Annotated in this window: 22 protein-coding genes; 13 read left to right on the top strand and 9 right to left on the bottom strand. The window is 58.4% G+C overall.

From position 1 onward, the window contains the following. Positions 1-151 precede the first annotated feature (151 nt). On the top strand, positions 152-688 hold the full coding sequence (locus RUE5091_RS14645; RefSeq protein ID WP_058282674.1) for a hypothetical protein: 537 nt from the start codon (positions 152-154) through the stop codon (positions 686-688). On the opposite strand, the gene pncA is transcribed toward RUE5091_RS14645, so the two are convergent. Next, on the bottom strand, positions 685-1,278 hold the full coding sequence (pncA, locus tag RUE5091_RS14640; protein ID WP_058282673.1) for a bifunctional nicotinamidase/pyrazinamidase: 594 nt from the start codon (positions 1,276-1,278) through the stop codon (positions 685-687). The two genes, RUE5091_RS14645 and pncA, sit on opposite strands and share 4 nt — an antisense overlap. A gap of 92 nt (positions 1,279-1,370) precedes the next feature. Between pncA and trhO the strand changes: the two genes are divergently transcribed. Both trhO and RUE5091_RS14630 read left to right on the top strand, forming a co-directional pair. Next, complete coding sequence (gene trhO, locus RUE5091_RS14635; protein ID WP_058282672.1) at positions 1,371-2,276, top strand: oxygen-dependent tRNA uridine(34) hydroxylase TrhO; 906 nt, start codon at positions 1,371-1,373, stop codon at positions 2,274-2,276. A gap of 75 nt (positions 2,277-2,351) precedes the next feature. After that, positions 2,352-2,855 (top strand): potassium channel family protein, encoded by a 504-nt coding sequence (locus RUE5091_RS14630; protein ID WP_058282671.1) that lies wholly within the window; start codon positions 2,352-2,354, stop codon positions 2,853-2,855. Positions 2,856-2,859: 4 nt separating this feature from the next. On the opposite strand, the gene RUE5091_RS14625 is transcribed toward RUE5091_RS14630, so the two are convergent. After that, positions 2,860-3,189, bottom strand: coding sequence for a hypothetical protein (locus RUE5091_RS14625; protein WP_058282670.1), 330 nt, complete (start codon positions 3,187-3,189; stop codon positions 2,860-2,862). Positions 3,190-3,371: 182 nt separating this feature from the next. On the opposite strand from RUE5091_RS14625, the gene betB reads away from it, so the two are divergent. The 3 genes from betB to RUE5091_RS14610 all read left to right on the top strand — a co-directional run bounded on the left by betB (position 3,372) and on the right by RUE5091_RS14610 (position 8,754). Further along, positions 3,372-4,826, top strand: coding sequence for a betaine-aldehyde dehydrogenase (betB, locus tag RUE5091_RS14620; RefSeq protein ID WP_058282669.1), 1,455 nt, complete (start codon positions 3,372-3,374; stop codon positions 4,824-4,826). Between the two features lie 146 nt (positions 4,827-4,972). After that, positions 4,973-7,414: a GcvT family protein gene (locus RUE5091_RS14615; RefSeq protein ID WP_058282668.1), complete on the top strand. Its 2,442-nt coding sequence runs from the start codon at positions 4,973-4,975 to the stop codon at positions 7,412-7,414. Further along, complete coding sequence (locus tag RUE5091_RS14610; RefSeq protein ID WP_058282667.1) at positions 7,411-8,754, top strand: MmgE/PrpD family protein; 1,344 nt, start codon at positions 7,411-7,413, stop codon at positions 8,752-8,754. The genes RUE5091_RS14615 and RUE5091_RS14610 overlap by 4 nt, the downstream gene beginning before the upstream one ends. 66 nt (positions 8,755-8,820) lie before the next feature. On the opposite strand, the gene RUE5091_RS14605 is transcribed toward RUE5091_RS14610, so the two are convergent. The 5 genes from RUE5091_RS14605 to RUE5091_RS14585 are packed head-to-tail and all read right to left on the bottom strand — an operon-like array spanning position 8,821 to position 13,461. After that, entirely contained in the window at positions 8,821-10,965 is a 2,145-nt protein-coding gene (locus RUE5091_RS14605; RefSeq protein WP_058282666.1) for a hypothetical protein, read from the bottom strand. Next, positions 10,962-11,831, bottom strand: coding sequence for a flagellar motor stator protein MotA (gene motA / locus RUE5091_RS14600; protein ID WP_058282665.1), 870 nt, complete (start codon positions 11,829-11,831; stop codon positions 10,962-10,964). The genes RUE5091_RS14605 and motA overlap by 4 nt, the downstream gene beginning before the upstream one ends. A 38-nt stretch (positions 11,832-11,869) precedes the next feature. Further along, positions 11,870-12,445 (bottom strand): MotE family protein, encoded by a 576-nt coding sequence (locus RUE5091_RS14595; RefSeq protein ID WP_058282664.1) that lies wholly within the window; start codon positions 12,443-12,445, stop codon positions 11,870-11,872. Next, the gene (locus tag RUE5091_RS14590) at positions 12,442-12,954 is read right to left on the bottom strand and encodes a hypothetical protein (RefSeq protein WP_058282663.1); all 513 of its coding nucleotides are present in this window, start codon (positions 12,952-12,954) and stop codon (positions 12,442-12,444) included. Before RUE5091_RS14590 ends, RUE5091_RS14595 begins: the two co-directional genes overlap by 4 nt. A gap of 9 nt (positions 12,955-12,963) precedes the next feature. Beyond that, positions 12,964-13,461 (bottom strand): flagellar basal body-associated FliL family protein, encoded by a 498-nt coding sequence (locus tag RUE5091_RS14585; RefSeq protein WP_082643675.1) that lies wholly within the window; start codon positions 13,459-13,461, stop codon positions 12,964-12,966. Between the two features lie 119 nt (positions 13,462-13,580). Here RUE5091_RS14585 and fliF point away from each other — a divergent pair, with 119 nt between their 5' ends. Genes fliF through fliP form a run of 4 tightly spaced genes read left to right on the top strand, consistent with a single transcriptional unit; the run spans position 13,581 to position 16,777 of the window. Continuing rightward, entirely contained in the window at positions 13,581-15,170 is a 1,590-nt protein-coding gene (gene fliF, locus RUE5091_RS14580; protein WP_058282802.1) for a flagellar basal-body MS-ring/collar protein FliF, read from the top strand. Beyond that, positions 15,170-15,766: a FliH/SctL family protein gene (locus tag RUE5091_RS14575; protein ID WP_058282661.1), complete on the top strand. Its 597-nt coding sequence runs from the start codon at positions 15,170-15,172 to the stop codon at positions 15,764-15,766. The genes fliF and RUE5091_RS14575 overlap by 1 nt, the downstream gene beginning before the upstream one ends. After that, entirely contained in the window at positions 15,759-16,046 is a 288-nt protein-coding gene (locus RUE5091_RS14570) for a FliM/FliN family flagellar motor switch protein (RefSeq protein ID WP_058282660.1), read from the top strand. The genes RUE5091_RS14575 and RUE5091_RS14570 overlap by 8 nt, the downstream gene beginning before the upstream one ends. Further along, positions 16,046-16,777 carry a flagellar type III secretion system pore protein FliP gene (gene fliP / locus RUE5091_RS14565; RefSeq protein WP_058282659.1) on the top strand — a complete coding sequence of 244 codons (732 nt, stop codon included), beginning with the start codon at positions 16,046-16,048 and terminating at the stop codon, positions 16,775-16,777. Before RUE5091_RS14570 ends, fliP begins: the two co-directional genes overlap by 1 nt. 4 nt (positions 16,778-16,781) lie before the next feature. Here the strand turns inward: fliP and RUE5091_RS14560 are convergent, their stop codons facing one another. Further along, positions 16,782-18,233: a sensor histidine kinase gene (locus tag RUE5091_RS14560; protein WP_058282658.1), complete on the bottom strand. Its 1,452-nt coding sequence runs from the start codon at positions 18,231-18,233 to the stop codon at positions 16,782-16,784. Then, the gene (locus RUE5091_RS14555; RefSeq protein ID WP_058282801.1) at positions 18,230-18,967 is read right to left on the bottom strand and encodes a response regulator transcription factor; all 738 of its coding nucleotides are present in this window, start codon (positions 18,965-18,967) and stop codon (positions 18,230-18,232) included. The genes RUE5091_RS14560 and RUE5091_RS14555 overlap by 4 nt, the downstream gene beginning before the upstream one ends. 218 nt (positions 18,968-19,185) lie before the next feature. Here RUE5091_RS14555 and RUE5091_RS14550 point away from each other — a divergent pair, with 218 nt between their 5' ends. From RUE5091_RS14550 to RUE5091_RS14540, 3 genes are read left to right on the top strand one after another with little or no spacing between them, the layout of a single operon-like run. Next, positions 19,186-20,430 (top strand): ABC transporter substrate-binding protein, encoded by a 1,245-nt coding sequence (locus tag RUE5091_RS14550; RefSeq protein WP_058282800.1) that lies wholly within the window; start codon positions 19,186-19,188, stop codon positions 20,428-20,430. 57 nt (positions 20,431-20,487) lie between these two features. Next, entirely contained in the window at positions 20,488-21,360 is an 873-nt protein-coding gene (locus RUE5091_RS14545; RefSeq protein WP_058275014.1) for a carbohydrate ABC transporter permease, read from the top strand. Beyond that, a complete protein-coding gene (locus tag RUE5091_RS14540; RefSeq protein WP_058279072.1) occupies positions 21,353-22,252 on the top strand; it encodes a carbohydrate ABC transporter permease in 900 nt (299 codons plus the stop codon). Before RUE5091_RS14545 ends, RUE5091_RS14540 begins: the two co-directional genes overlap by 8 nt. Position 22,253 lies beyond the last annotated feature (1 nt).

The following is a 22,253-nucleotide window of genomic DNA, read 5'->3' as shown; positions in this document are numbered from 1 at the left end:
ATTTCCGTTGTTAGATCAATAGGTGCACGGATTGGCAAGAGTCGCTAGATTGAAGACAATGACAAGGTGAGGTCACAAATCGAGCATATTATGTGGTCTTTTCATTGGTTAGTGAAAAGAAGGGGTGGGAAGAACAAGGTTTAGTTGGTGAATGGGTCTCGAGTACGACTTTGATATTGTAGCGATTGCACCGGATGAAGTGGATCCTGAACACGGCATGGCCGCCGTGACAGGTCACCGTGCCGTTCGCGCGTCCTTTCGCAATGTTCAAGCCGTTGAGGCATTGCACAGCGCATCCCCCAAAATTCAGCGCATATTCTTGGAATCAGGATTCAGTCTGGAACCCAAGGGCCACAGCCTGCCTCATGGGGTTTTTCTGTCAGAAGATACCCAGGATCGTGAACGTATCCTGAAACGTCTGTTTGCAAATATCCGCAATATGGGCGTTCAGGGAGAATATTGCGGTGAATTCGACTTCTGGCATTTTCTGGACGATGTAAGGCGGGCTCGCCCCCGGGCAAACGCGGCCCGCAAGGCGCAAGACCCCGCCCCGACGACGCCACACCCACGTGCCGAGAACAAACCAAAACGGCGTTCTGTTCAGGGGCGTATTGGGTTTGCTCTTGGGTTGGCCGTGGTTGTGATTGTGGTGCTCAGATATCTGGCGTCTGAGGGCACAGCCCCCTAAGTCAGGGTAACTCCTGCTTCCCGCATCGCGGTTTCTGCGGCGGCCAAAGATCCGTCCAGATCAATGGCTCGGCAGGCCTTGGTCAGAACGGTCACGTCAAACCCAAGCCGCGTTGCGTCCACGGCCGAGAAATGGACACAAAAATCGGTTGCCAGCCCGACAAGCGTCAATTTCTCGATTCCGCGGGTTTTCAGATATCCCTCCAACCCGGTCGGCGTGGTTTGGTCATTCTCGAAAAACGCTGAATAGCTGTCGATAGCGCTGCGAAACCCTTTGCGGATGATCAGGTCGCAATCGGTGCGCAGATCTGGGTGAAAGGCAGCGCCTTGCGTCTCCTGTACACAGTGATCGGGCCAAAGCACCTGTGGGCCATAATGCATTTCAGTCATGTCGAACGGGTTTTTCCCGTCATGCGAACTGGCGAAGGAAGAATGATCCGCCGGATGCCAGTCCTGCGTCAGGATCACAGCGTCGAAATTATCCATCATGGCGTTGATCTGGGTCACAATCTCATCCCCTCCGGGTACGGCCAGCGCGCCGCCGGGGCAGAAATCGTTCTGGACGTCGATGACAAGCAAGGCATGAGGCATAGCAGTCTCCTTTGATCTATCGGTACGGGGCCGCGCGGGGGGCGTCAATCCGATCCCTTGCGACTCTGCGTCAGCGGGTTTAGACCGCCCGCATGTATACGATCGCTGCTCTCTACCACTTCACCCGTTTCCCGGATCACGCTGCCTTGCGTGAGCCTTTGCTGGAACTATGCCGCGCGCAATCGGTCAAAGGCACGTTGCTGCTGGCGAAAGAAGGGATCAACGGCACCATCGCTGGTCCCCGCGCCGGGATCGACGCGGTTCTGGCGCATATTAAGGCGCTGCCGGGCTGTGCCGATCTGGACTGGAAAGAGGCCACCGCCGATCATCCGCCTTTTGGCAAGATGAAGGTGCGCCTGAAGAAAGAGATCGTGACCATGGGTCAGCCGGATGTGGATCCGCGCGCCCGTGTCGGCAACTATGTCGAACCCGAAGAGTGGAACGATCTGATCCGCTCGGATGATGTGGTAGTGATCGACACCCGCAACGATTACGAGGTGGCTATTGGCACGTTTGAAGGCGCAATAGACCCTGAAACAGCCAGTTTCCGTGAATTCCCAGCCTGGTGGGAAGACAATAAAGAGCGCTTCCATAACAAGCGCGTTGCCATGTTCTGCACTGGCGGTATCCGTTGTGAGAAATCTACCAACTTCCTGCTGGGACAGGGGATCGAGGATGTGTATCACCTGAAAGGTGGCATCCTGCGATACCTCGAAGAAATGCCCGCCGAGAACAGCACCTGGCAAGGGGATTGCTTTGTGTTCGACAACCGTGTTTCCGTCGGGCACGGGTTGGTCGAGGGGCCGCACAAACTGTGCCACGGGTGCCGTCGCCCGATCCTGCCCGAGGATGTGAAACGCCCTGAATACGAACATGGCGTGTCCTGCCATCGGTGTGTCAACGAAACTTCCGAGGCCGACAAAATGCGATTCCGCGAACGGCAGAAGCAGATCGGCTTGGCGCGCCGGCGCGGGCAAGAGCATCTGGGCACCGACTAAACCTCTGATAAATATGGTTGCAGGAACGGGCATGAATGCTGATCATTGTGTCCGCAACGCTGTATCGGAGGTTTCATGCGCCGCAAGCCGACAACTCTGGAAGAGTGGAAATCGACTTTGGTTGCCGTCCTGGGATTGGTCGTCGTCAGCTTTGTTGCCTGGTATGGCCTGTCCCGGCTGAGTGAAACCACCGCCGGTGACAAGATCGGCACAGCGACGACCGTGCTGCTGATGATCTGGCTGGTGTCGCAGACCTGGTATTATATGACCCAAGTGAAATCCCCAAAGCATCAACTGTTGCTTATGGGGATTTCCTTCATTCAGGTCGTGCCCTTCCTGTTTGCAGCCGTCTATGGCTCGTTTGGGTATTTCGATCTGTGCGTGGTGGGGGCAAAAGGACCATCAGACGTTCTGTATTTTTCCTACGTCACATTCACGACGGTCGGTTTCGGGGATCTGCATCCGGCAGGTCTGTGTCGCGGTCTTGCCGTGGCCGAGGCGCTCACCGGATATATCCTGCTAGGCCTTTTCGTTGCGGCGGCGGTGGGCGTATATGCACGCGGACACAGTCAGAACTGAGCGGTTACTTGTTGTGATCTATCCACAAAGACATCGATTGCTTGTCACGGAAGCACTCAGGCGGGATCGGCCTGCGTTTGCTGCGTGAAATCTGCTCCGCAAAAGCCACCTGCTTACCAGAGGGATAATTCGCAAAGGGTGACGGGTCGTGCTGTTTATGAGCCGAAATCCAGGCTGACATCGACCGCCGGTCGCGTTGAGCCTCGACCGGGATTTCCAGCGCCGACTGTTCGGCAATGGCGCGGGCATAGCGCATCTGCCGGTCCGTGACGGGCAGCAGGTGATAGTCGTTTGACGGGCCGCTCAGGGCGGAATTTCGCAAGTTCTGGGCCATCGGATGTTCCCCTGACTATGTAGAACATAAATGGAACATTAACTTTTCATTTCAAGAGAGGGGGCTGCGACTCGGCGGGATATTGCCTGTTATTGCTTTTATTGACTGACCAATCAATAAAAGTTAAATCCGCAGACAACGCTCTTTGCCCGACGCGGGTGCAATCAAGAAAAGGACGCGGCATGAAGTTTCAGCCCAAGGCCAGCCATTTCATCAATGGCGAATATGTCGAAGACACCAATGGCGCCCCCATCGACGTCATCTACCCAGCCTCTGGCGAAGTGATCGCGCGGCTGCATTCCGCCACGCCTGAGATCGTAGATCAGGCTCTAAACAGTGCCAAAGCGGCGCAGGTCGCGTGGACCGCGATGTCCGGAACCGAGCGAGGGCGGGTTCTGCGCCGCGCCGCCGATATCATGCGCGAGCGCAACCGCGAGCTGTCGATCCTTGAAACCCACGACACCGGAAAACCCCTGCAAGAGACCTTGGTGGCCGATGCAACTAGTGGTGCGGATGCGCTGGAATATTTCGGCGGGCTGACGGCGTCGCTGACGGGTGAACATATCCCGCTGGGCGGAGGCGATTTCGTCTACACTATTCGCGAGGCGCTGGGTGTCTGCGTCGGTATCGGTGCATGGAACTATCCCACCCAGATTGCCTGCTGGAAAGGGGCTCCGGCGCTGGCCTGTGGCAACGCGATGGTGTTCAAACCCTCCGAGACTACACCCCTGTCGGCCTTGCAGGTGGCCGAGATCCTGATCGAAGCCGGCGCGCCTAAAGGCGTCTACAACGTGGTGCAGGGCTATGGTGATGTGGGTGCGTCGCTGGTGACCGACCCGCGCGTGGCCAAGGTATCGCTGACCGGGTCCGTGCCGACCGGTCGCAAGGTCTATGCCGCCGCGGCGGATGGCATGAAGCACGTGACCATGGAATTGGGCGGAAAATCCCCGATGATCGTGTTCGACGATGCCGAAATCGAAAACGCCGTGTCTGGTGCGATTCTGGGCAATTTCTATTCCTCGGGCCAGGTCTGTTCCAACGGCACCCGTGTGTTTGTGCAGAAAGGCATCAAAGAGGCCTTCCTGTCCCGTTTGTCCGAACGTCTGGCGAGCGCGAAAATTGGTGATCCGCTGGATGAAGAGGTAAATTTCGGCCCCATGGTCAGTGAAAACCAGATGAATATCGCGCTGGGCTACATCGATAAGGGCAAGGCCGAGGGCGCACGTCTGGTCTATGGTGGCGCGCGCATCGAAGCCGACGGCTTCTACATGCAGCCCACCGTGTTTGCCGATGTCACCGACGATATGACCATCGCGCGTGAAGAAATCTTTGGCCCGGTCATGTCGGTGCTAGATTTCGATACCGAAGAGGAGGTCATGGCCCGCGCCAATGACACCGAATTCGGGCTGGCTGCAGGTGTGTTCACCAACGACCTGACCCGCGCCCACCGCATCGTGGCCGGGTTCGAGGCGGGCACCTGCTATATAAACACGTATAACCTCGCCCCGGTCGAGGCCCCCTTTGGCGGGTCGAAAATGTCGGGTGTCGGGCGTGAGAATTCAAAGCTGGCGATCAACCATTTCAGCGAGATGAAGACAGTTTATGTCTCGATGAACGACGTCGAGGCCCCTTACTAACTCATCTCAGCGTGAAAATTATTCAAGCCGAGAATACTCTGTTCCCGACATTTCGCGTCGGGAACAGAGCATAAGCCACCTTTGACCTGTGGCTGACTTTCCTGACAGGGTGCCGTTCATGCGCCCACCAGCAGGAGGTCACACCCATGAAAACCCACGCCCAGGCCGTTGTGATCGGAGGTGGCCTTGTCGGCTGTTCGATCCTTTACCATCTGGCCAAGCTTGGCTGGACCGACGCGGTGTTGCTGGAACGGGATGAACTGACTTCGGGCTCGACCTGGCATGCGGCGGCGAATATTCACGGGCTGCACGACAACAACAACATCACGCGCATCCAGCATTATACGATGAACCTGTATAAAGAGCTGGAGAAGGAAACCGGACAGGGCTGTGGCGTGTTTCAGCCGGGGTCTCTGTATCTGGCGCAGACCGAGGACCGCGAGCATCAGCTGCGACTGCAAGAGGCCAAAGCAAAATTCTACGGCCTGAACTTCCACGAGATCAGCCGCGAGCAGGCCAAGGAACTGCACCCGCTGGCGCAGTTCGATGACATTCGCTGTATCATGTACGAACCCGATGGGGGCAATGTGGACCCCTCTGGGGTGACTATGGCCTACGCCGCCGGGGCACGCGCGCTTGGGGCCACGATTGAGCGGTTTTGCCCCGTAATAGGGACTGAACAGCAACCTGATGGCTCGTGGATTGTCCGCACCGAAAAGGGCGACATTCACACGCAATGGGTGGTCAATGCCGGGGGCCTGTGGGGGCGAGAAGTCGCGGCGCTGGCCGGGATCGAACTGCCGCTGCAACCGACCGAGCATCAGTATTTCGTCACCGAAGCGATTGATGAGGTCGCCAATCTGGGCCGTCGTCTGCCCTCGATCGCGGACCGCGACGGGGAATATTACTTCCGGCAAGAAGGTAACGGGCTGCTGATCGGAGCCTATGAGAAAGACATGCGGTTCTGGGCAGAAAACGGCACGCCGCTGGACTTCGCCCATGACCTGTTCCCTGACGATCTGGATCGGATCATGGAAAACGTGATCCGCGCCACCGAGCGTGTGCCAGTTGCGGCAACGGCGGGCGTCAAACGAGTGATCAACGGTCCGATGATCTGGTCGCCGGACAGCAACGCGATCTGGGGGCCAGTGCCAGAGTTGCAGAACTATTTCTGCTGCACCGGCATCATCCCCGGCTTCTCGCAATCCGGCGGCCTTGGGCTGCTGGCGGCGCAATGGATGGTCGAAGGTGAGCCGCATTATGACATGTTCGCCTGGGATCTGGCGCGGTTCGGCGATTGGGCTGACAAGAAATTCACCAAAGCGCGAGTCGAAGACGTCTACACCCACCGTTTCGCGATCCATTTCCCGAACGAAGAACGCAGCGCAGGCCGCCCGGCCCGTGTGCGTCCGGCTTACGAGATGCAAAAGAATATGGGCTGCGTCTTTGGCCTGAACTGCGGCTGGGAACACCCGCTTTGGTTCGCTGATCAGCCCGGCGCGGTCGAAACCAATGGCTTCACCCGTCAGAACTGGTGGCAGCCTGTGGGACGCGAAGTGCAAATGCTGCGCGATCATGTGGGCGTCATCGATATCTCGAACTTTGCCAACTACGTGATCAAGGGGCCGGGCGCATATGACTGGCTGGATCGTCTGGTGGCCAATCGGGTGCCGACCGAAGTGGGTCGGTCCTGTCTGACACCGTTGATCTCGGTCCGGGGTGGCGTGGCCGGTGATTTCACCATCACTAAGGTGGCCGAAGATGAATATATGATGATCGGCTCAGGCATGGCCGAACGCTATCATCAGCGCTTTTTCAACATGGTTGAACTGCCCGCAGGCACCACGTTCGAAGTTGCCACTAATCGTATCGCTGGCTTCAACGTGGCCGGGCCAAAATCGCGCGATTTGCTGCAACGGCTGACCAACGCCGACCTGTCGAATGAGACGTTCCGCTTTATGCGGTCACAAACCATCGAGGTGGCCGGAGTGACCTGTCTTGCCATCCGCGTTTCGTTCACCGGTGATCTGGGATGGGAATTGCACTGTGCGGAATCCGATCAGATCAGGCTCTATTCCTCGCTTTTGGACGCGGCAAAAGAGCTGAATGGTGGCCCGGTCGGTGGACGCGCGTTGGGGTCACTGCGCATTGAAAAAGGGTACGGATCATGGGGCCGGGAGTATTCTCAGGAGTATTGGCCGCAAGAAGTCGGGTTGGCCGGATTGATCAAGCTGGACAAGGACTTCCTGCACAAAGAGGCCTACTTATCCGTCAAAGACAATCCAGCCCGCGAAGTGCTTTCGATCTTTGAGGTCGATGCGGTAGAAGCCGACGCCACGGGGGGCGAGCCAATTTTCACGCCCGACGGCAGGCCTGTGGGTCGCGTGACCTCGGGCGCTTATGGCTATTCGGTGGGTAAATCACTGGCCGTTGGCTATGCCGATCCCAAAATGGCCCGCCCCGGTGATACGGTCGAAATCTACATTCTGGGCAAGCCACACAGCGCCAGAATCCTCTCGGCGCCGCCATTTGATCCCAGGGGTCATAAACTGCGAGACATACAACCGGTCGCCGAGGGGGTGTCATGACCGAAATCTTCACCCGCGTTGCTGACTTTGCGCTGAACCTGCCTGCTGAACAGATGCCCGACAGCGCCAAGGAAGCGGCCGCGCTGATGATGCTGGACACGATGGGCATCCTGATTGCCTCGGGTCCGATGGAGGCCGGGGTGATCGCGCGCGACACAGCGGCGCTGCTCTATGCCAGCTCCAATCCGGGTTACAGCGCCCGGATGATGTTCGATGGGCGGGCGGTCAGCATAGCCGGGGCAGCATATGCGGGGGCTACCCAGACCGATAATCTAGACGGGCATGACGGCTATAACCCGACCAAGGGGCATATTGGCGTTGTAGTTCTGCCGGCGCTGATCGCTCTGGCGGCACATCGCCCGGACCTGACGGGCCCCGAAGCACTAGCCACTGTGATCACCGGTTATGAAATCGCCGGGCGCGCGGGCCTGTCGCTGCACGCCTCGGTCAGTGACTATCATACGTCGGGCGCGTGGAATGCGTTGGGCGTGGTGGCGATGGCCGCCCGGCTGCGTGGTCATACGCAGGATCAGATGCGCCAGGCGATGGGCATCGCTGAATATCACGGACCCCGCAGTCAGATGATGCGCGAGATTGCCAACCCCACGATGTTGCACGACGGGTCGGGTTGGGGTGCGCTGGTCGGAATTTCCGCTGCGATTTTGGCCGAGCGTGGATTTACCGGTGCACCCGCCATCACGATCGAAGCTGCAGCAGCAGCACCCCATTGGGCAGATTTGGGCCAGTTCTGGCAGGTCGAGCATCAATATGTGAAGCCCTACCCGATCTGCCGCTGGGCCCATGCTGCCATCGACGGTGTTCGGGCAGTGATGCGGGGCAAAGATCTAACCCACTCACAGATCCGATCCATTCAAATCAATACATTCCACCAGGGGGCCTGCCTGTATGCCGGAATGCCCAGCACCACCTCTCAGGCTCAATATTCGCTGCCCTTTGCGGTGGCCGCTCAGGCACTATATGGGCGGATTGGGGTGGAACATATTTCGGGTTCCGGCCTGTCAGACCCGGCTGTAGCCGAGTTGATATCTCGTATTCACGTGGCTGAATCCGACCGTCACAATGCCCGGTTCCCCAACGGGCGGTGGGCCGATATCAGCATCGAAACCACGAATGGGCAGGTGTTCGCCTCGGGGGATGTCCATGCCCGTGGTGGCCCCGAGGCCCCAATCAGCCGGGAAGAGGTGATCACCAAATACATGGAATTCACAACCCCTGTCATCGGCCCGGCGCGCGCCGAGGCCATCCGTGATGCCATTTTGGGTTGGATCACACCAGGCACGCGGGTCTCTGATCTCTCACCATTGATCTTTGATCCTTAGTGCAAACGCCCGTCAGCGCCGGTTGAATAAGGGGTTCTCTGCACATTGCTTTCATTTGAGCTGCGTTTAGTCCTGGCTCAAAATCGCAAATAAATCTGCAATCCTTTGGCGGGTCTCAGCACTGTCCCGCAGCAGGTTTTCAGCATCGGCCAAAGGCGTTTCAGGCAATCGGGCCGTGCCATCCGTTAGATGCTGCGTGGTTACCACCACTTGGTTGAATTTAGCGTTGATCTCCAGATCCGCATGATCCGGTTGATCGGCCAACCAGAACAAGCGGTTTGCATCGTCAACAAGGCCAGAACTGCGTATCAAATCGCCCGCTGCCGCATAGTCTCCAGCTATGATCAAGGCCTCAGCCCGCAACATATTCGCCTCATCCGTCTGGTTATCGGCCAGCTCCAGAAGGGCCTGATGTGGACGCTGATCCAAAAGCAACGCCTTGGCCCTTAGACGGGCACGTTTACCCCGTCTGAGCCGGTCCTGTGGGCGCTTTGCCAAAGCATATGCCTGCCTTGAAAAACCAAGTGCGATCAACCGGTCTGCAACGGCAATGGCCGTGTCGGTTGTCAGGCCTCGGGATTGCGCGGCAGGCAAACTCAGGATTCGGTGCAAAAAAGTGGCGTCGTCAGCACGTTCGGTCAAAATAGACACCACACGGTTTAAGGCATCGGCAGACTCCGCATCCTCTGGCAACTCGGTCACCAATTCCAACGATGCATCGAATTCCTGACTTAGACTCAGCGCCACGGCGTGCGTTCGTTGCATCATAGGGCCAATGTCGGCGCGGCGGAACTCAACAGTGTAAGATTCGGCCAAGTCCAGCTCCTGTGGCGAGACAGAACCGCGTTCCAACCAGCGTTTATCGATTAGCCGGGCCAGTGCCAGCGGGGCCTCGAGCGTGGCGTCGGAGGTTTCGATCACTTCGGTCAGCAAGTTTGCGGTGCGGAGGGCGTCACGCTCTGCCGCTGCAATCTTGGCCTTGGCCTGCACGACACTTGCGCTGGTCTGAGTCCTGACACGATCCACCGAGCGCAAAACGCGTCGCGCGGCTTCCAACTTATCTCCACTCACCAAGATGTCCGACAAGGCAGGGCCGGTGTGGCGTCTCAGGTGGTCCGGTAGTCGGGCAAAGCTCTGCTCAATCGCTGTCAAATTGGCGTCTTCCTGCAAGTGGCCTTCGCTCAGCGCCGCCCACAGGACCGCATCGCCGTCGCATCTCTGCAGGCCTTGAAACGGGTTGTCCTCGGTCAACGGGCCCTTGTCCAGAACGTGGGCAATGGCAGCGATGCGTTTGGCTTCCAAAGACTGCTCACCCAGTAAGTCCAGTGCGCTGATCGCTTCGGCGCCGAACCCAGAGTGGGCATAGAGCTTTGCCAGTTTCAGCGCACGCTTTTTATCGATGGCATCGAACTCTTGGTACAAGCCAGACCGAAGCTGCGCAGCCTGCTCGGGAAACGGGCGGTCATCTGACCAATCGTCAAAGGCCAGTTCGGCACTGGATATACAGGGCGGTCGCCTTTTTACCATTGGAATGTCTGGGCCCAAAAGCCCGTTCAGTTCATCCAGGATCGAGGTTACCTGTACATTTAGCTCAACCTCGGGCGGCATAAACTGGCTTTGATTGCCAGCGGAAGCCCGAGGTCCCACTGGTGAAATGTTGAGATCAACAATTCCGCGGTCTGCCCCCTGCAGCAGCCGGGCCGAAAGCTGGTCTTCGAACCCGTTTGCGTTCAGGTTCAACAAGGGCAGGGCCAGTGCATCAATGGATTGCTTCGGGGCAGACTTTTCGTTTTCCTTTAAATTTTTAGGAAAGATTGGGGCCGGAATATCGCTGGTGAGCGGCGGCAGGAATGTGCCGGGTGCGATATCGACGACAATCATCGTGTTCTTGAACAGAAAGGCGGACGCGACGCAATCGCAACCAAATTCCAGTTCCAACACTCCGCCGGGTTCTGCCTGTGAAATGGCGGCCAGTCGGTTTTGCGTCAGGCGCTGGAACACCGACCCGGTCTGAAATGTGGCATCCTTCAGTGCGACGTTCAGGCGCGCGCCATTTTTTTTCTGTTTCAAAACCCAGCCGGTATCTGGCGGCACTTGAACCACCAGTCTGGTATAGCCTTCATGCTCGCCCGAGCGCACTGTCAAATCTTGGGCAGCGGCCCCGGTTGCCCCGGTAATGAAAGTGGCGACAAGAAACGCGAACCGGATCATGCTGCGGCCTGCTTGAGTTCTTTCAGTGCTTCTTCCAACTCGGTGAATTTAGGGCGGTTATGGGTTGGCGTGTTCTGACGCCCGACTTCAATACACATGGCGGCGTTGTGGTTGTGCAGATTGGCAACCAGAACCTCTTTGATCAGCTGGTAGAAGTGGTTGTCTTCTTCGACGACAGCTTTCAATTTGCCCGCGAAAGGGCCGACGAGGCCATAGGCCAGAAACACCCCCAGAAAAGTCCCCACCAGCGCGCCACCGATCAATTTTCCCAAAACCTCTGGCGGTTGGTCAATCGAGCCCATTGTCTTGATCACGCCCAGCACGGCTGCCACGATGCCCAGGGCCGGCAAACCATCTGCAACCGTCTGCAAGGCGTGGCTGGAATGCATAGCGTGGTGGAAGTTTGCCTCCATTCGTTTCTCAAGAACTTCTTCCACCTGATGCGGGTCGTCGTAATTCATCGAGGCCGAGCGCATCGTGTCGCAAATCAGGTCGACCGCCTCTTTGTCAGCTTGGATTTTCGGATAGGTCGAGAATACAGATGAATTTTCGGGGTCTTCGATGTGCTGTTCCACTTCGACCGGGTTGGCCTTGGCAATGCGGATCAGCGAAAACAGCAGGCACAGCAGGTCGCGGTAATCCTCAGGTTTCCATTTTGGCCCTTTGAACACCTTGCCCATGTCTTTGGCGGTGTGTTTGACGGCGCTCATGTCATTGCTGATCAGAAAGGCGCCAACAGCGGCGCCGCCGATCATCATCATCTCAAAAGGGAGCGATTTCATAATAATGGCCATCTTGCCGCCAGCAGCCAGATAGCCGCCGAACACCATGACGAAAATGACGACAATTCCGATTAATCCGATCATGAGTGATCTCCAGCATAGTCCTGTGCGGGGTTAGAACGTTATTCCTGCGGGACCGCAGCATTGCGGCCAGCCATTATGACGCTGATGGTATAAGCGGCCTCGGGGCTTAACCCGGCCAGCACACCAGCGGCCGCGTCCGGCGGCATGCGCGCCAGGAAGCCAGCGGCAAAGCTTGGCTCCATCGTTTCGAACAGGGCTGCGGCATCTTTGGGCTTCATGCTTTGGTAGACATCCGTCAGGCGCGTCAGATCTGTTTCGGCCGCTTTTTCAGCAATGGCGAGCGTCGCGCGCAGGGCTTCTTCAGCCTCCTGCAGGGCAACCAGCCGTGTTTCGATCGCCTGATCAGCGATAGCCAGCGCCTTTTCCTTGTCCAGCGCTGCGGCTTCACGCTGCTTCAGCGCCACTTCACGGCGCAGCAACTCGGTCAGCAGAACCTGTGCCCCAGACAAGTCGGTTTGTGCTTGTTTGGCCTTTGGGGTTGATGTTTCTGCTGTCTTTGCCAGCGCGGGCCCCGCTTCCAGCCCAAGACGGATCGCGGCTGACCCGATCATCAGCAATGAGATGACCGCCAGCACCCCCCCCTTTGGGCGCCTATCGGATTTTCGGCGAGTCATGTCGTTGCCTCACCCTGAGAGCGATCGTGCCGGAAGAACATCAAACCGCCGGGCCGCTTGGTCGGTGCCGGGGGTGCTTCCTTTTCAGGTGCAGCTGGCGTTTCGGCCACTTCCGCAACCTCTTCTGGCTCAGTAGCGGTGGTTTCTACAGGGTCTGAGAGAGTGGCGATGGTGTCTTCCGTGGTCACCGCAGGCTCGGTCGGCGTCGTAACTGTGTCCTGTGGCGGAACAACGTCATGCATGGACGCCATCATCAACTCTAACCGCTGCGCAACTGATTCGGCCCGTTGCGTCAGTTCTTCCAAAACCTCGCCGGACTGATCTGAGGCGTCTCGCGCTGCACCCAGAGATTTTTTCAACTCATCCGCCTGAGTGGACAGAACGGCGACCGCACCGCCCACGCCTTTTTCCAGATCGGTAAAGCGCTTCAACCGCCGGGACAGCACGAAACAATAAAGACCCGCACCCAGCGCGCCGGCGACAAGCAAAATATCTGCAATCAGCTCCAACTTCGCCTCCTAATTCAATACGAATTCCATCACGAGAACGTCGCGCACACGGCCTTCTCCGACGACGATTTCAATGCGGCGCAGCAAGTGGCCGCGGATGCGCATCAGGGCCAGCGAATCCTCAAGATCCGACACTTCGACCGCGCGCAGATACCCGTTCAAAATGTCCATGATCCGGGGTTTCATCTTTTCCACATCGGCGGCGTATTCGCTGTTCACCTCAAGCTGAGCGTGAAACTTCAGATGCCGCGAATCGCCCGCGTTCACCGACACGATCACCGGTGGTAGGTCGATGAATCCCACCTGCGGCAGAGCCTTTACCGCCTTGCCCTTATCCTTTTCCTCGGCCTCTTCCATCGCGGGTTTGCCACCAAATGGAAGTAAACCGGAGGTGGTCAGGAAATAGCCACCAGCCGCCCCGGCCACGGCCAGAATCACCCCCATGATCATCCCTTTTTTCCCAGACTTTTCTGGTACTTCTGCCTGTTCTGCAGTCGCGTCAGTCATGACGTCCTCATTTGTCCGTTCTGCAATCGTCATAACCCGGCAGGGACTAACCGATTGTTAAGGGCAATCGTTCAAACAAGGGATGCGCCGGGCAGAATGTCGGCGAGTCGGAGGTGAGCGTGCAGCAGATCGGAACTGTCTGGGCAAGTTTGGACAGGCGTAAACAAATCATCGTCGCCGGTGCAGTCGTGCTGGTTTTTCTTGGGGTCCTTGCGATGTCGCGGCTGGTCACAGCGCCGTCGATGACCTTGCTATATGCCGGGCTGGAAAGCGGTGCGGCGGGGGATGTCGTCCGCTCGCTGGATCAGCGCGGGGTTCCTTATGAGATTCGGGGCGGCTCGATCTATGTGCCTGGATCGCAGCGGGATGAACTGCGCATGACACTGGCCAGTGAGGGGCTGCCCGCCAACGGCAATCAAGGCTATGAGCTGCTGGATTCGCTTAGCGGGTTTGGGACCACATCGCAGATGTTCGATGCCGCCTATTGGCGCGCGAAAGAAGGCGAGCTGGCCCGCACCATCGTTGGCGGCCCACATATCAGTCAGGCGCGTGTTCATATCGCCAACGGATCAACCAATCCGTTTCAGCGCAGCGTGGCTCCGACGGCCTCGGTCTATTTGGTACCGTCGGGGGCGCAGGTCACATCCGACCAGGCTAAGGCGATCCGATTTCTGGTGTCTTCGGCGGTTAGCGGCCTGGCGCCCGAGAACGTCACGGTGATTGATTCAAATGGAGCGGTGATCGGCGCTCAGGAAACCGCCGTTGCCGCCGACACCGCAGATGATAAGGCGCGTCAGCTGCGCGAACGCGTGATGCGACTGGTCGAGGCGCGCGTCGGCACGGGCAATGCGGTAGTTGAGGTCAGCGTCGATACGGTGACAAAGACCGAATCAATCCGCGAACGCCGTTTTGACCCCAATGGCCGCGTTGCCATCAGCACTGATGTCGAGGAACGCTCGGACAGTGCCCGCAACCAATCTGCCGATGTCACAGTGGCCTCGAACCTGCCGGATGGGGATGGCGCGGGTGGGGACGAATCGAATTCGAACGCGACACAGACACGCGAACGGGTGAATTATGAGGTCTCGGAAACCGAGCTGGAGGTTCACAATGCCCCCGGCGCAATCAAACGCCTGACGGTTGCGGTTCTGGTCAATGGGACGCGGTTGGTGGATGCGGCTGGGGTAGAAACCTTTGAGCCGATGCCTGAGGCCGAGATGGATGCGTTGAAGGAACTTGTGGCCTCGGCTGTGGGGTTCGATGCCGAGCGGGGGGATGTCATTACTCTGAAATCGCTGGACCTGCCGGTGGTTGAACCGCAAGGAACGTTGGCCGCCACCTCAATCTGGCAAAAGGTGCATTTCGACGCGATGTCTCTGATCCAGATGGCGGTGCTGGCGGTTGTTTCGCTGGTGCTTGGGTTGTTCGTGATCCGTCCGATCCTGACCAAACCGGCTATAGCTCCGGCTTTGCTGCCCGCCGGGGTGGCTCCTGAACCCGAGGCCGTTCTGACTGGTGAACTCGCGACTGACGAGACCAGGCAATTCGCCGCGCTGCCGGGCCAGACCGCCGTTGGCGACGTCCCGGCGCTGGCTGCGCAGCCGGGGGCGGATCCGGTCGACCGGTTGCGGGCGATGATTGGCGAAAAACAGGAAGAAACCGTCGAGATCCTGCGCAGCTGGCTCGAAGAAGGTGAGGAGCGTGTCTGATGTCGATTGCTCATCTTCTTGAAGATTTCACGCTGCAGGCGGGGGGCGGAAAATTGCACCTGCTGGACGAAGATGCGCTAGAGGAACAGCGGCTGGCCGCGTTCGAACAAGGTTACAGTGCAGGTTGGGAAGATGCGGTTCAGGCGCAGGAACAAAGCCGGGGTCAGGTCTCGGACGGATTAGCCAGGTCTTTGGAGGACATGTCCTTTACCTATCATGAGGCGGTCGCGCGCATGACCCTGTCGTTAGAACCGATGTTCCAGAGTCTGGTGAACGCGGTCCTGCCCGAAACGCTGGATCGCGGGTTTGCGGCCCAGCTGGCCGAACAACTGATCGAAATGGCGCGGGAACAGATCGGCCAGCCCATGCAGATTTTCGTGCCCAAGGGTCGCGCGGCTGAGGTAGAGGCACTGCTGCCGCAAGAGCTGTCCTCACCCACTCGCGTGGTCGAAGACCCCGCGATGGAACCCGGTCAGGCCCGGTTACAGGTCGGCACTACCCAGCGCGAGGTGGATTGCAGCGGTCTGCTCGCCTCGGTCGCAGGGGCATTTGATGCATATGTATTTGAGGCAAAAGAGGCAGTGAACCATGAATGACCCCCAATCTCCGAAACCCGAAAAAGCCAACCCGTTCGAGGCCGTTCCGATTGAGGTCACGGTCTCGGTCGGCCGAGCGCGTCCTTTGATCCGCGACCTGCTGAATATGGGCGAGAACGCGGTGCTGACACTTGATAAACGGATCGAAGACCCGGTTGACCTGTACGTAGGCGACCAACTGGTTGCCCGCGGTCTGCTGGAAGAAATGGAAGGCGATCAGGCCGGGCAGCTTGCCGTGCGCCTGACAGAGATTGCGGATCTGCAGAACGGGATCGGTTGATGCGGGTTTTGCTTTGGCTGGTTGTTGCGCTGGCGACGCTGTCCCCGTCTCTGGTTGTGGCGCAGGAGTTGTCGCTTTCGCTGGGTGAGGGCGGTTCGATCTCGGCGCGGACCATCCAGCTGATCCTGTTGATCACGATCCTTAGCCTTGCACCGGGGCTGGCAATCATGGTCACCTGCTTTCCGTTTTTGATCACCGTTCTGGCCATTCTGCGGCAGGGAATCGGACTGCAGCAATCACCACCGAACATGCTGATTGTCAGCCTGGCGATGTTCCTGACCTATTTCATCATGGAGCCGGTTTTTTCCAAGGCCTGGGTCACTGGAATCCGGCCGATGGTCGAAGAAACCGTGGAGGTTGAACCGGCGCTACAGATCGCCATTCAACCCTTTCGCGCATTTATGGCCGCGCGGCTGGACCCGGATACGTTTCACGCCATGGCAGCCTTGCGACCGGGTGGTGATGCCATCGCTCTGACTCCTGAGGCGCCGTTGTCGATCCTGATGCCGTCTTTCATGCTGTCCGAGATTGCCCGCGCCTTTCAGATTGGTTTTCTAATTTTCCTGCCGTTTCTGATCATTGATCTGGTCGTGGCGGCGGTGCTGATGTCGATGGGAATGATGATGGTGCCGCCTGCGACCGTCTCGCTGCCGTTCAAACTGGCGTTTTTCGTTATTGCGGATGGCTGGTCGCTGATCGCCGGAGCGCTGGTGCGCAGCTATATGACGTAAATCGTTATTGCCGGGTAATCTGCAGACGTGCGCGTAGCCCTTGGTCTCCAGCCTCGAAACTGAGGGAACCACCATGCTGTTCGGCGATCGTGGCAACGATTGTCAGGCCCAGGCCAAAACCGTCTGAGGATCCGGTGTTCGAACCACGCCGGAACGGCGTCATCAGATTTTCGATATCAGTGACCGACAGATCAGTGCCTTTGTCCTCGACAGTTATGGTTGCAGTGCGGGCGTCGGTTTCCAGCTGCACCTCGGCATGGCGACCGTATTTCAGGGCGTTGTCGATCAAATTGGTCAGTGCCCGTTTCAATGAGATTGGCCGCCCCATCACCAGCATCCGCCGTGTTTCCGGTAGCGACCCGTGCCCGCGCCGAGACATAAATAGCGAGGGCGCGCCTTTGACCGCGACCGGGGCGATTTTCTTCAGGGTCACCGGCAGGTCCATGTCCTGATAATCGGCAACCAGAGACTCGACGAGTGCCGTCAGTGAAATCTGGCGGGGCTCTTCGACGCTGAGTTCCGAGCGCGTATAGGTCAACACGCTTTCGATCATGCCGGTCATCTGATCTACATCGGCCTCAAGCTTTTCGCGCAGCTCGTCATCTGCGATCAGGGCGGCGCGAAGGCGGACCCGTGTGGCGGGGGTGCCAAGATCATGGCTGACGCCGGACAAAACGGTGGCGCGTTTCTCCAGTTGCGTGCGTTCAGCATCCAGATGGTCGTTCACGGCAGACACGATTTCGCGCAGTTCCGCCGGGCCGTCTGCATCATAGCTATTTGGCCCGCCGCGACGTTTACGATCGCGCAGGGCGTTGGAAAACCGGGTGAAACTGTCCGAGACATTGCCGATCGAAGTCAGGATGACCGCCAATGCCACGATGGCGGCCAGAATGGCCGGCAGGCGCAGGTCAGAAGGGGCGGCCTTGCAACCCCAGATATCGGTGCCGTCCACTTGCTGCCAGCCCCTGTGCCCGAACCGGGCGATCAGAATGGGCTCGCTGCAATAGGTGGCCAAAAGGCGGGTCAGATTACCCATCTTTTCGGCCCCAGTTTGGTCTATTCGGGACAGAATGTCAGAGACCGGGTAAACCAGCCGCTCGGACATCACGGCCAGCGTCAGCTCGCGCCCTGCAAGGGGGGCGGTATTGTCGGTCAGGATCGACAGATTAGTGACAAAGCTGCGATCCGACAGCCCGGGTAGCTGTTCGAACCGCCCCGCGTCGGCCAATTGCGTGGCTTCGGGCGTCAAAGGGGTGATGCGGATCCCTGGTGGTGGGGTTTTGCTGACCCGCAATTCTTCATAGACGGCAAACCCTGCGACATAGGCGCGTGTCAGAAAGTCGTCCCACGCGCGCGCCGAGGAAAACCATAGTCCGGCGGCCAAAATCCCCGAGGCAAAGGCTGCTCCGGCCCAAATCCACCCAAGGCTGCGCAGGCGCGGCGCGCGCGTGGTCATGCGTCTTCTTCCACCGACACTTCAGCGGCAAAGACATAGCCGAGCCCGCGTTCGGTGCGCAGCATCTGCGGGTCCTTCGGGTTGGCCTCGATCTTTGATCGCAACCGGCCGACCAGCATGTCGATGGCCCGACCCTGCGCCTCGGGCTTGTCGGTGCTGCCGGTGACGTCCAGCGCAGCGGCGATCTCATCCCGGGTCAGGGGAATATGCGGATTGGCCAGCAAAACCTTAAGCAGCGCGGTTTCCCGTTGCGACAGGGGAACCAGATACCCTTCGGGCGAATGCACCTCATCCCGCTTGCCGTCGTAGGCCCAGTCGTTGAACCGAAAGCTGTGTGTGCGACGGCGATAGGCCAGCGACGGTGTGCGTCGGGCGCGCTGCATCACCGCACGGACCCGCGCCAGCATCAGTTGGGGATTGAACGGCTTGGCAATATAGTCGTCGGCCCCGACCTCATACCCCGCCATGCGTTGATGGTCGGCGGACAGGGCCGAGACCAGAATGATCGGCACGTCCTGTTCGGCCCGCAGGCGGGCACAGATCTCGACCCCGTTTTCATCCCCCAGCATTACATCCAGCAGGATCAGGTCGATCCGTCCCGATGTCAGGTGGTTGCGGATTTCAACCTCGGATCGGGCGGGTAGCGCGATAAACCCGTTTTGATGCAGGAACTGGGTCATCATCGACCGCATTTCAGGGTCGTCATCCACCACCAAAAGTCGCGGAATGCTCACGCGGTTTGTCCTCCCATCCTCAAGGCCTCCGGTATCGTTCATTGTAACGAACGGAAACAGATTCAATGTCAACGTAACACGCTGTAACAAAAGCAGTGAATTTTTAGGTGGTTGTGTGTCTGTGGCGCGAATTCAGCGTTGCCAGATGGTGATCTAGTCTCAGAATGGCGGGCATCGCTGCATCAGCAGTCAAAGAGTTCTCGAGGGAGGAGAAAAAAATGAAGCGTTTTGCATTTGCCACGGTATCGACGCTGGCCGTTGTGGCCGGGTCTTCGGTCGCGGCCGAGCCACAGGCCGAAGTTCTGCACTGGTGGACGTCGGGCGGCGAGGCCAAATCAGTCGCCGTTCTTCAGGAAGAGTTCGCCTCGAACGGTGGCACCTGGACGGATATGCCGGTGGCCGGTGGCGGTGGTGATGCGGCCATGACCGCGCTGCGTGCCCGCGTTCTTGCCGGTAACGCGCCGACTGCCGTTCAACTGAAAGGCCCCGCCATTCAGGAATGGTACGAAGAGGGCGTTCTGGCCGATATCTCATCCGTGGCCGAGGCCGAAGGCTGGGCCGATGTCCTGCCCGCTTCGATCGCGGGTCACATGCAGTGCGATGGTACTTGGTGTGCGGCACCTGTGAATGTCCACCGCATCGACTGGATCTGGGCGAACGCGGACGTTCTGGCCGCCAATGGCATTGAAATGCCGACCACTTGGGATGAATTCAATGCCGCTGCCGTCAAGCTGATGGATGCTGGTGTCATCCCACTGGCCCATGGTGGTCAGTCGTGGCAGGACGCCACCGTGTTCGAAGCGGTTGTGCTGGGGCTGGGTGGACCCGAGTTCTATCAGAAAGCTTTGGTTGAACTGGACCCCGAAGCGCTGACCTCGGACACTATGGTGCAGGTCTTTGACCAGATGCGCACCCTGCGTGGTTATGTGGACGAAAACTTCTCGGGTCGTGACTGGAACCTTGCCACCGCTATGGTCATGAACGGCGAGGCCGCATTCCAGATCATGGGTGACTGGGCCAAGGGCGAGTTTCTGGCGGCCGGCAAGAAACCCGGTGAAGACTTCCTGTGCGCTTCGACCCCCGGTGACGGGTATCTGTACAACGTCGACAGCTTTGCCATGTTCGAAGTAGAAGGCGACGACAACCGCGCCGGTCAGGAATTGCTGGCCAAGTTAATCGTAGCACCAAAGTTTCAGGAAGTGTTCAACCTGAACAAAGGCTCGATCCCGGCACGGACGGACGTGTCGCTGGATGCCTTTGACATCTGCGCCAAGATCTCGGCCGAAGATATGGGTTCGACTTCGGCGGGTGGCTCGCTGTTGCCGTCCTATGCACATGGCATGGCACTGCGTGGCTCGCAGGCCGGTGCGATCACGGATGTTGTGACCGCACATTTCAACTCGGATATGTCCTCGGCTGACGCAGTTCAGCAACTGGCGGACGCAGTGGCCAACAGCTACTGATCCAACACGCTCTGCCCCCTATACTGCGGGGCAGAGCACCTTTCCCCGGAGGAAAAAATGTCCGAATGGCTGGAAAACCACCTGCCCAAGGTGGTGCTGGCACCGTCGTTCATCGCCGTACTGATCTTTGTTTACGGATTTATCGGATGGACCGCATGGGTGTCGCTGACCCGATCGAAACTACTGCCGAAATACGAGATCCATGGCTTCATTCAGTATGAACGCCTGTTCGATTCCCCCCGCTGGGATACGGCAATCAACAACCTGTATATCTTTGGCGCGCTGTTTATCGTGATCGCGATGGTGCTGGGCCTGCTATTGGCCATCCTGTTGGATCAGAAGATCCGCGTCGAAGGGGTCATTCGCACGATCTACCTGTACCCGATGGCACTGTCGATGATCGTGACTGGCACCGCGTGGAAGTGGATCCTGAACCCAGGGTTAGGCATTGAATCCATGGTGCAGGGCTGGGGCTTTCCGAATTTTGAATTTGACTGGCTGGTGAACCCCGATTACGCCATCTACACCATTGTGATTGCCGCGATTTGGCAGAGCTCGGGCTTTGTGATGGCGCTGTTTCTGGCCGGGCTTCGTTCGGTGGATGGAGAGATCATCAAGGCCGCGCAGGTCGATGGTATCCCCACATGGCGCATCTATACGGCGATCATTATCCCGTCGATGGCACCGATCTTCCTGTCCGCCTTCATCGTGCTGGCGCACCTCGCAATCAAAAGCTTTGACCTTGTCATCGCCCTGACAGGCGGCGGTCCGGGCTACGCAACTGATCTGCCCGCGACCTACATGTACGCTATGGCCTTTTCACGCGGCGATATCGGTCAGGCGGCGTCTTCCGCGATGATCATGATGCTGGTCGTCTTTGCCATCGTGGTTCCTTACCTTTACTCAGAACTGAGGGCGAAAAATGACTGATCTGTCGATGCCCCAAACCCAAACCCGCTCGCAGAGCGCCACCGGCAAGATTGCCCTTCGTTGGCTGCTTTATGTCCTGCTGGGCCTGTTCGCGCTGTATTACCTGATGCCGCTGTTCGTGATGTTGACGACATCGTTGAAAAGCCTTGAGGAAATCCGCACCGGGTCCCTGATCTCTCTGCCGCGCGAAGTCAGCTTCGACGCCTGGAAAACCGCATGGTCCGGGGCTTGTACCGGTATCCAGTGTGAAGGTCTGCGGCCGTACTTCTGGAACTCGGTCCTGATCGCGGTGCCTGCAGTGTTTTTGTCCACCCTGATAGGTGCGCTGAACGGCTATGTCGTGGCGCAGTGGCGGTTCAAAGGCGCGAACATCATCTTCTCGCTGATGCTGTTTGGCTGCTTTATTCCGTTTCAGGTCGTGCTGCTGCCGATGGCGCGGCTGCTGGGCATGATGGGGATCGCCGGAACCATTCCGGGCCTGATCTTCGTTCACGTGATCTACGGGCTGGGCTTCACCACGCTGTTCTTCCGCAACTACTATGTCACCATCCCAGCCGAGCTGACCAAAGCCGCCCGGGTCGATGGGGCAGGCTTTTTGCGGATTTTTTGGTCGATCTTCCTGCCGCTGTCGCTGCCCATCATCGTGGTGACCGTGATCTGGCAGTTCACGCAGATCTGGAATGACTTCCTGTTCGGCGTGTCGTTCAGCCAGGCGGGGACGCAGCCCGTGACCGTTGCGCTCAACAACATCGTAAACTCCACCACCGGCGTCAAAGAGTACAACGTCGACATGGCTGCCGCGATCATCGCGGGGCTGCCGACGCTGCTCGTTTATGTCGTCGCCGGTAAGTATTTCATCCGCGGTCTGACCGCTGGCTCAGTGAAGGGATAAC

Origin of the sequence: Ruegeria denitrificans (assembly GCF_001458295.1) — a bacterium.
GTDB lineage: Bacteria > Pseudomonadota > Alphaproteobacteria > Rhodobacterales > Rhodobacteraceae > Ruegeria > Ruegeria denitrificans.
Note: the sequence above shows the minus strand (reverse complement) of the source record. Positions and strands in the feature narration are given on the sequence as shown.

Bases quoted from the DNA above. Each gene is read 5' to 3' on its own strand.
- RUE5091_RS14605 (WP_058282666.1), bottom strand. From the start codon at position 10,965: ATGATCCGGTTCGCGTTTCTTGTCGCCACTTTCATTACCGGGGCAACC.
- RUE5091_RS14545 (WP_058275014.1), top strand. From the start codon at position 20,488: ATGTCCGAATGGCTGGAAAACCACCTGCCCAAGGTGGTGCTGGCACCG.
- betB (WP_058282669.1), top strand. From the start codon at position 3,372: ATGAAGTTTCAGCCCAAGGCCAGCCATTTCATCAATGGCGAATATGTC.
- RUE5091_RS14645 (WP_058282674.1), top strand. From the start codon at position 152: ATGGGTCTCGAGTACGACTTTGATATTGTAGCGATTGCACCGGATGAA.
- RUE5091_RS14570 (WP_058282660.1), top strand. From the start codon at position 15,759: ATGAATGACCCCCAATCTCCGAAACCCGAAAAAGCCAACCCGTTCGAG.
- RUE5091_RS14595 (WP_058282664.1), bottom strand. From the start codon at position 12,445: ATGACTCGCCGAAAATCCGATAGGCGCCCAAAGGGGGGGGTGCTGGCG.
- pncA (WP_058282673.1), bottom strand. From the start codon at position 1,278: ATGCCTCATGCCTTGCTTGTCATCGACGTCCAGAACGATTTCTGCCCC.
- RUE5091_RS14560 (WP_058282658.1), bottom strand. From the start codon at position 18,233: ATGACCACGCGCGCGCCGCGCCTGCGCAGCCTTGGGTGGATTTGGGCC.
- RUE5091_RS14610 (WP_058282667.1), top strand. From the start codon at position 7,411: ATGACCGAAATCTTCACCCGCGTTGCTGACTTTGCGCTGAACCTGCCT.
- fliP (WP_058282659.1), top strand. From the start codon at position 16,046: ATGCGGGTTTTGCTTTGGCTGGTTGTTGCGCTGGCGACGCTGTCCCCG.
- RUE5091_RS14615 (WP_058282668.1), top strand. From the start codon at position 4,973: ATGAAAACCCACGCCCAGGCCGTTGTGATCGGAGGTGGCCTTGTCGGC.
- RUE5091_RS14540 (WP_058279072.1), top strand. From the start codon at position 21,353: ATGACTGATCTGTCGATGCCCCAAACCCAAACCCGCTCGCAGAGCGCC.
- motA (WP_058282665.1), bottom strand. From the start codon at position 11,831: ATGATCGGATTAATCGGAATTGTCGTCATTTTCGTCATGGTGTTCGGC.
- trhO (WP_058282672.1), top strand. From the start codon at position 1,371: ATGTATACGATCGCTGCTCTCTACCACTTCACCCGTTTCCCGGATCAC.
- RUE5091_RS14585 (WP_082643675.1), bottom strand. From the start codon at position 13,461: ATGACTGACGCGACTGCAGAACAGGCAGAAGTACCAGAAAAGTCTGGG.
- RUE5091_RS14625 (WP_058282670.1), bottom strand. From the start codon at position 3,189: ATGGCCCAGAACTTGCGAAATTCCGCCCTGAGCGGCCCGTCAAACGAC.
- RUE5091_RS14630 (WP_058282671.1), top strand. From the start codon at position 2,352: ATGCGCCGCAAGCCGACAACTCTGGAAGAGTGGAAATCGACTTTGGTT.
- RUE5091_RS14550 (WP_058282800.1), top strand. From the start codon at position 19,186: ATGAAGCGTTTTGCATTTGCCACGGTATCGACGCTGGCCGTTGTGGCC.
- RUE5091_RS14575 (WP_058282661.1), top strand. From the start codon at position 15,170: ATGTCGATTGCTCATCTTCTTGAAGATTTCACGCTGCAGGCGGGGGGC.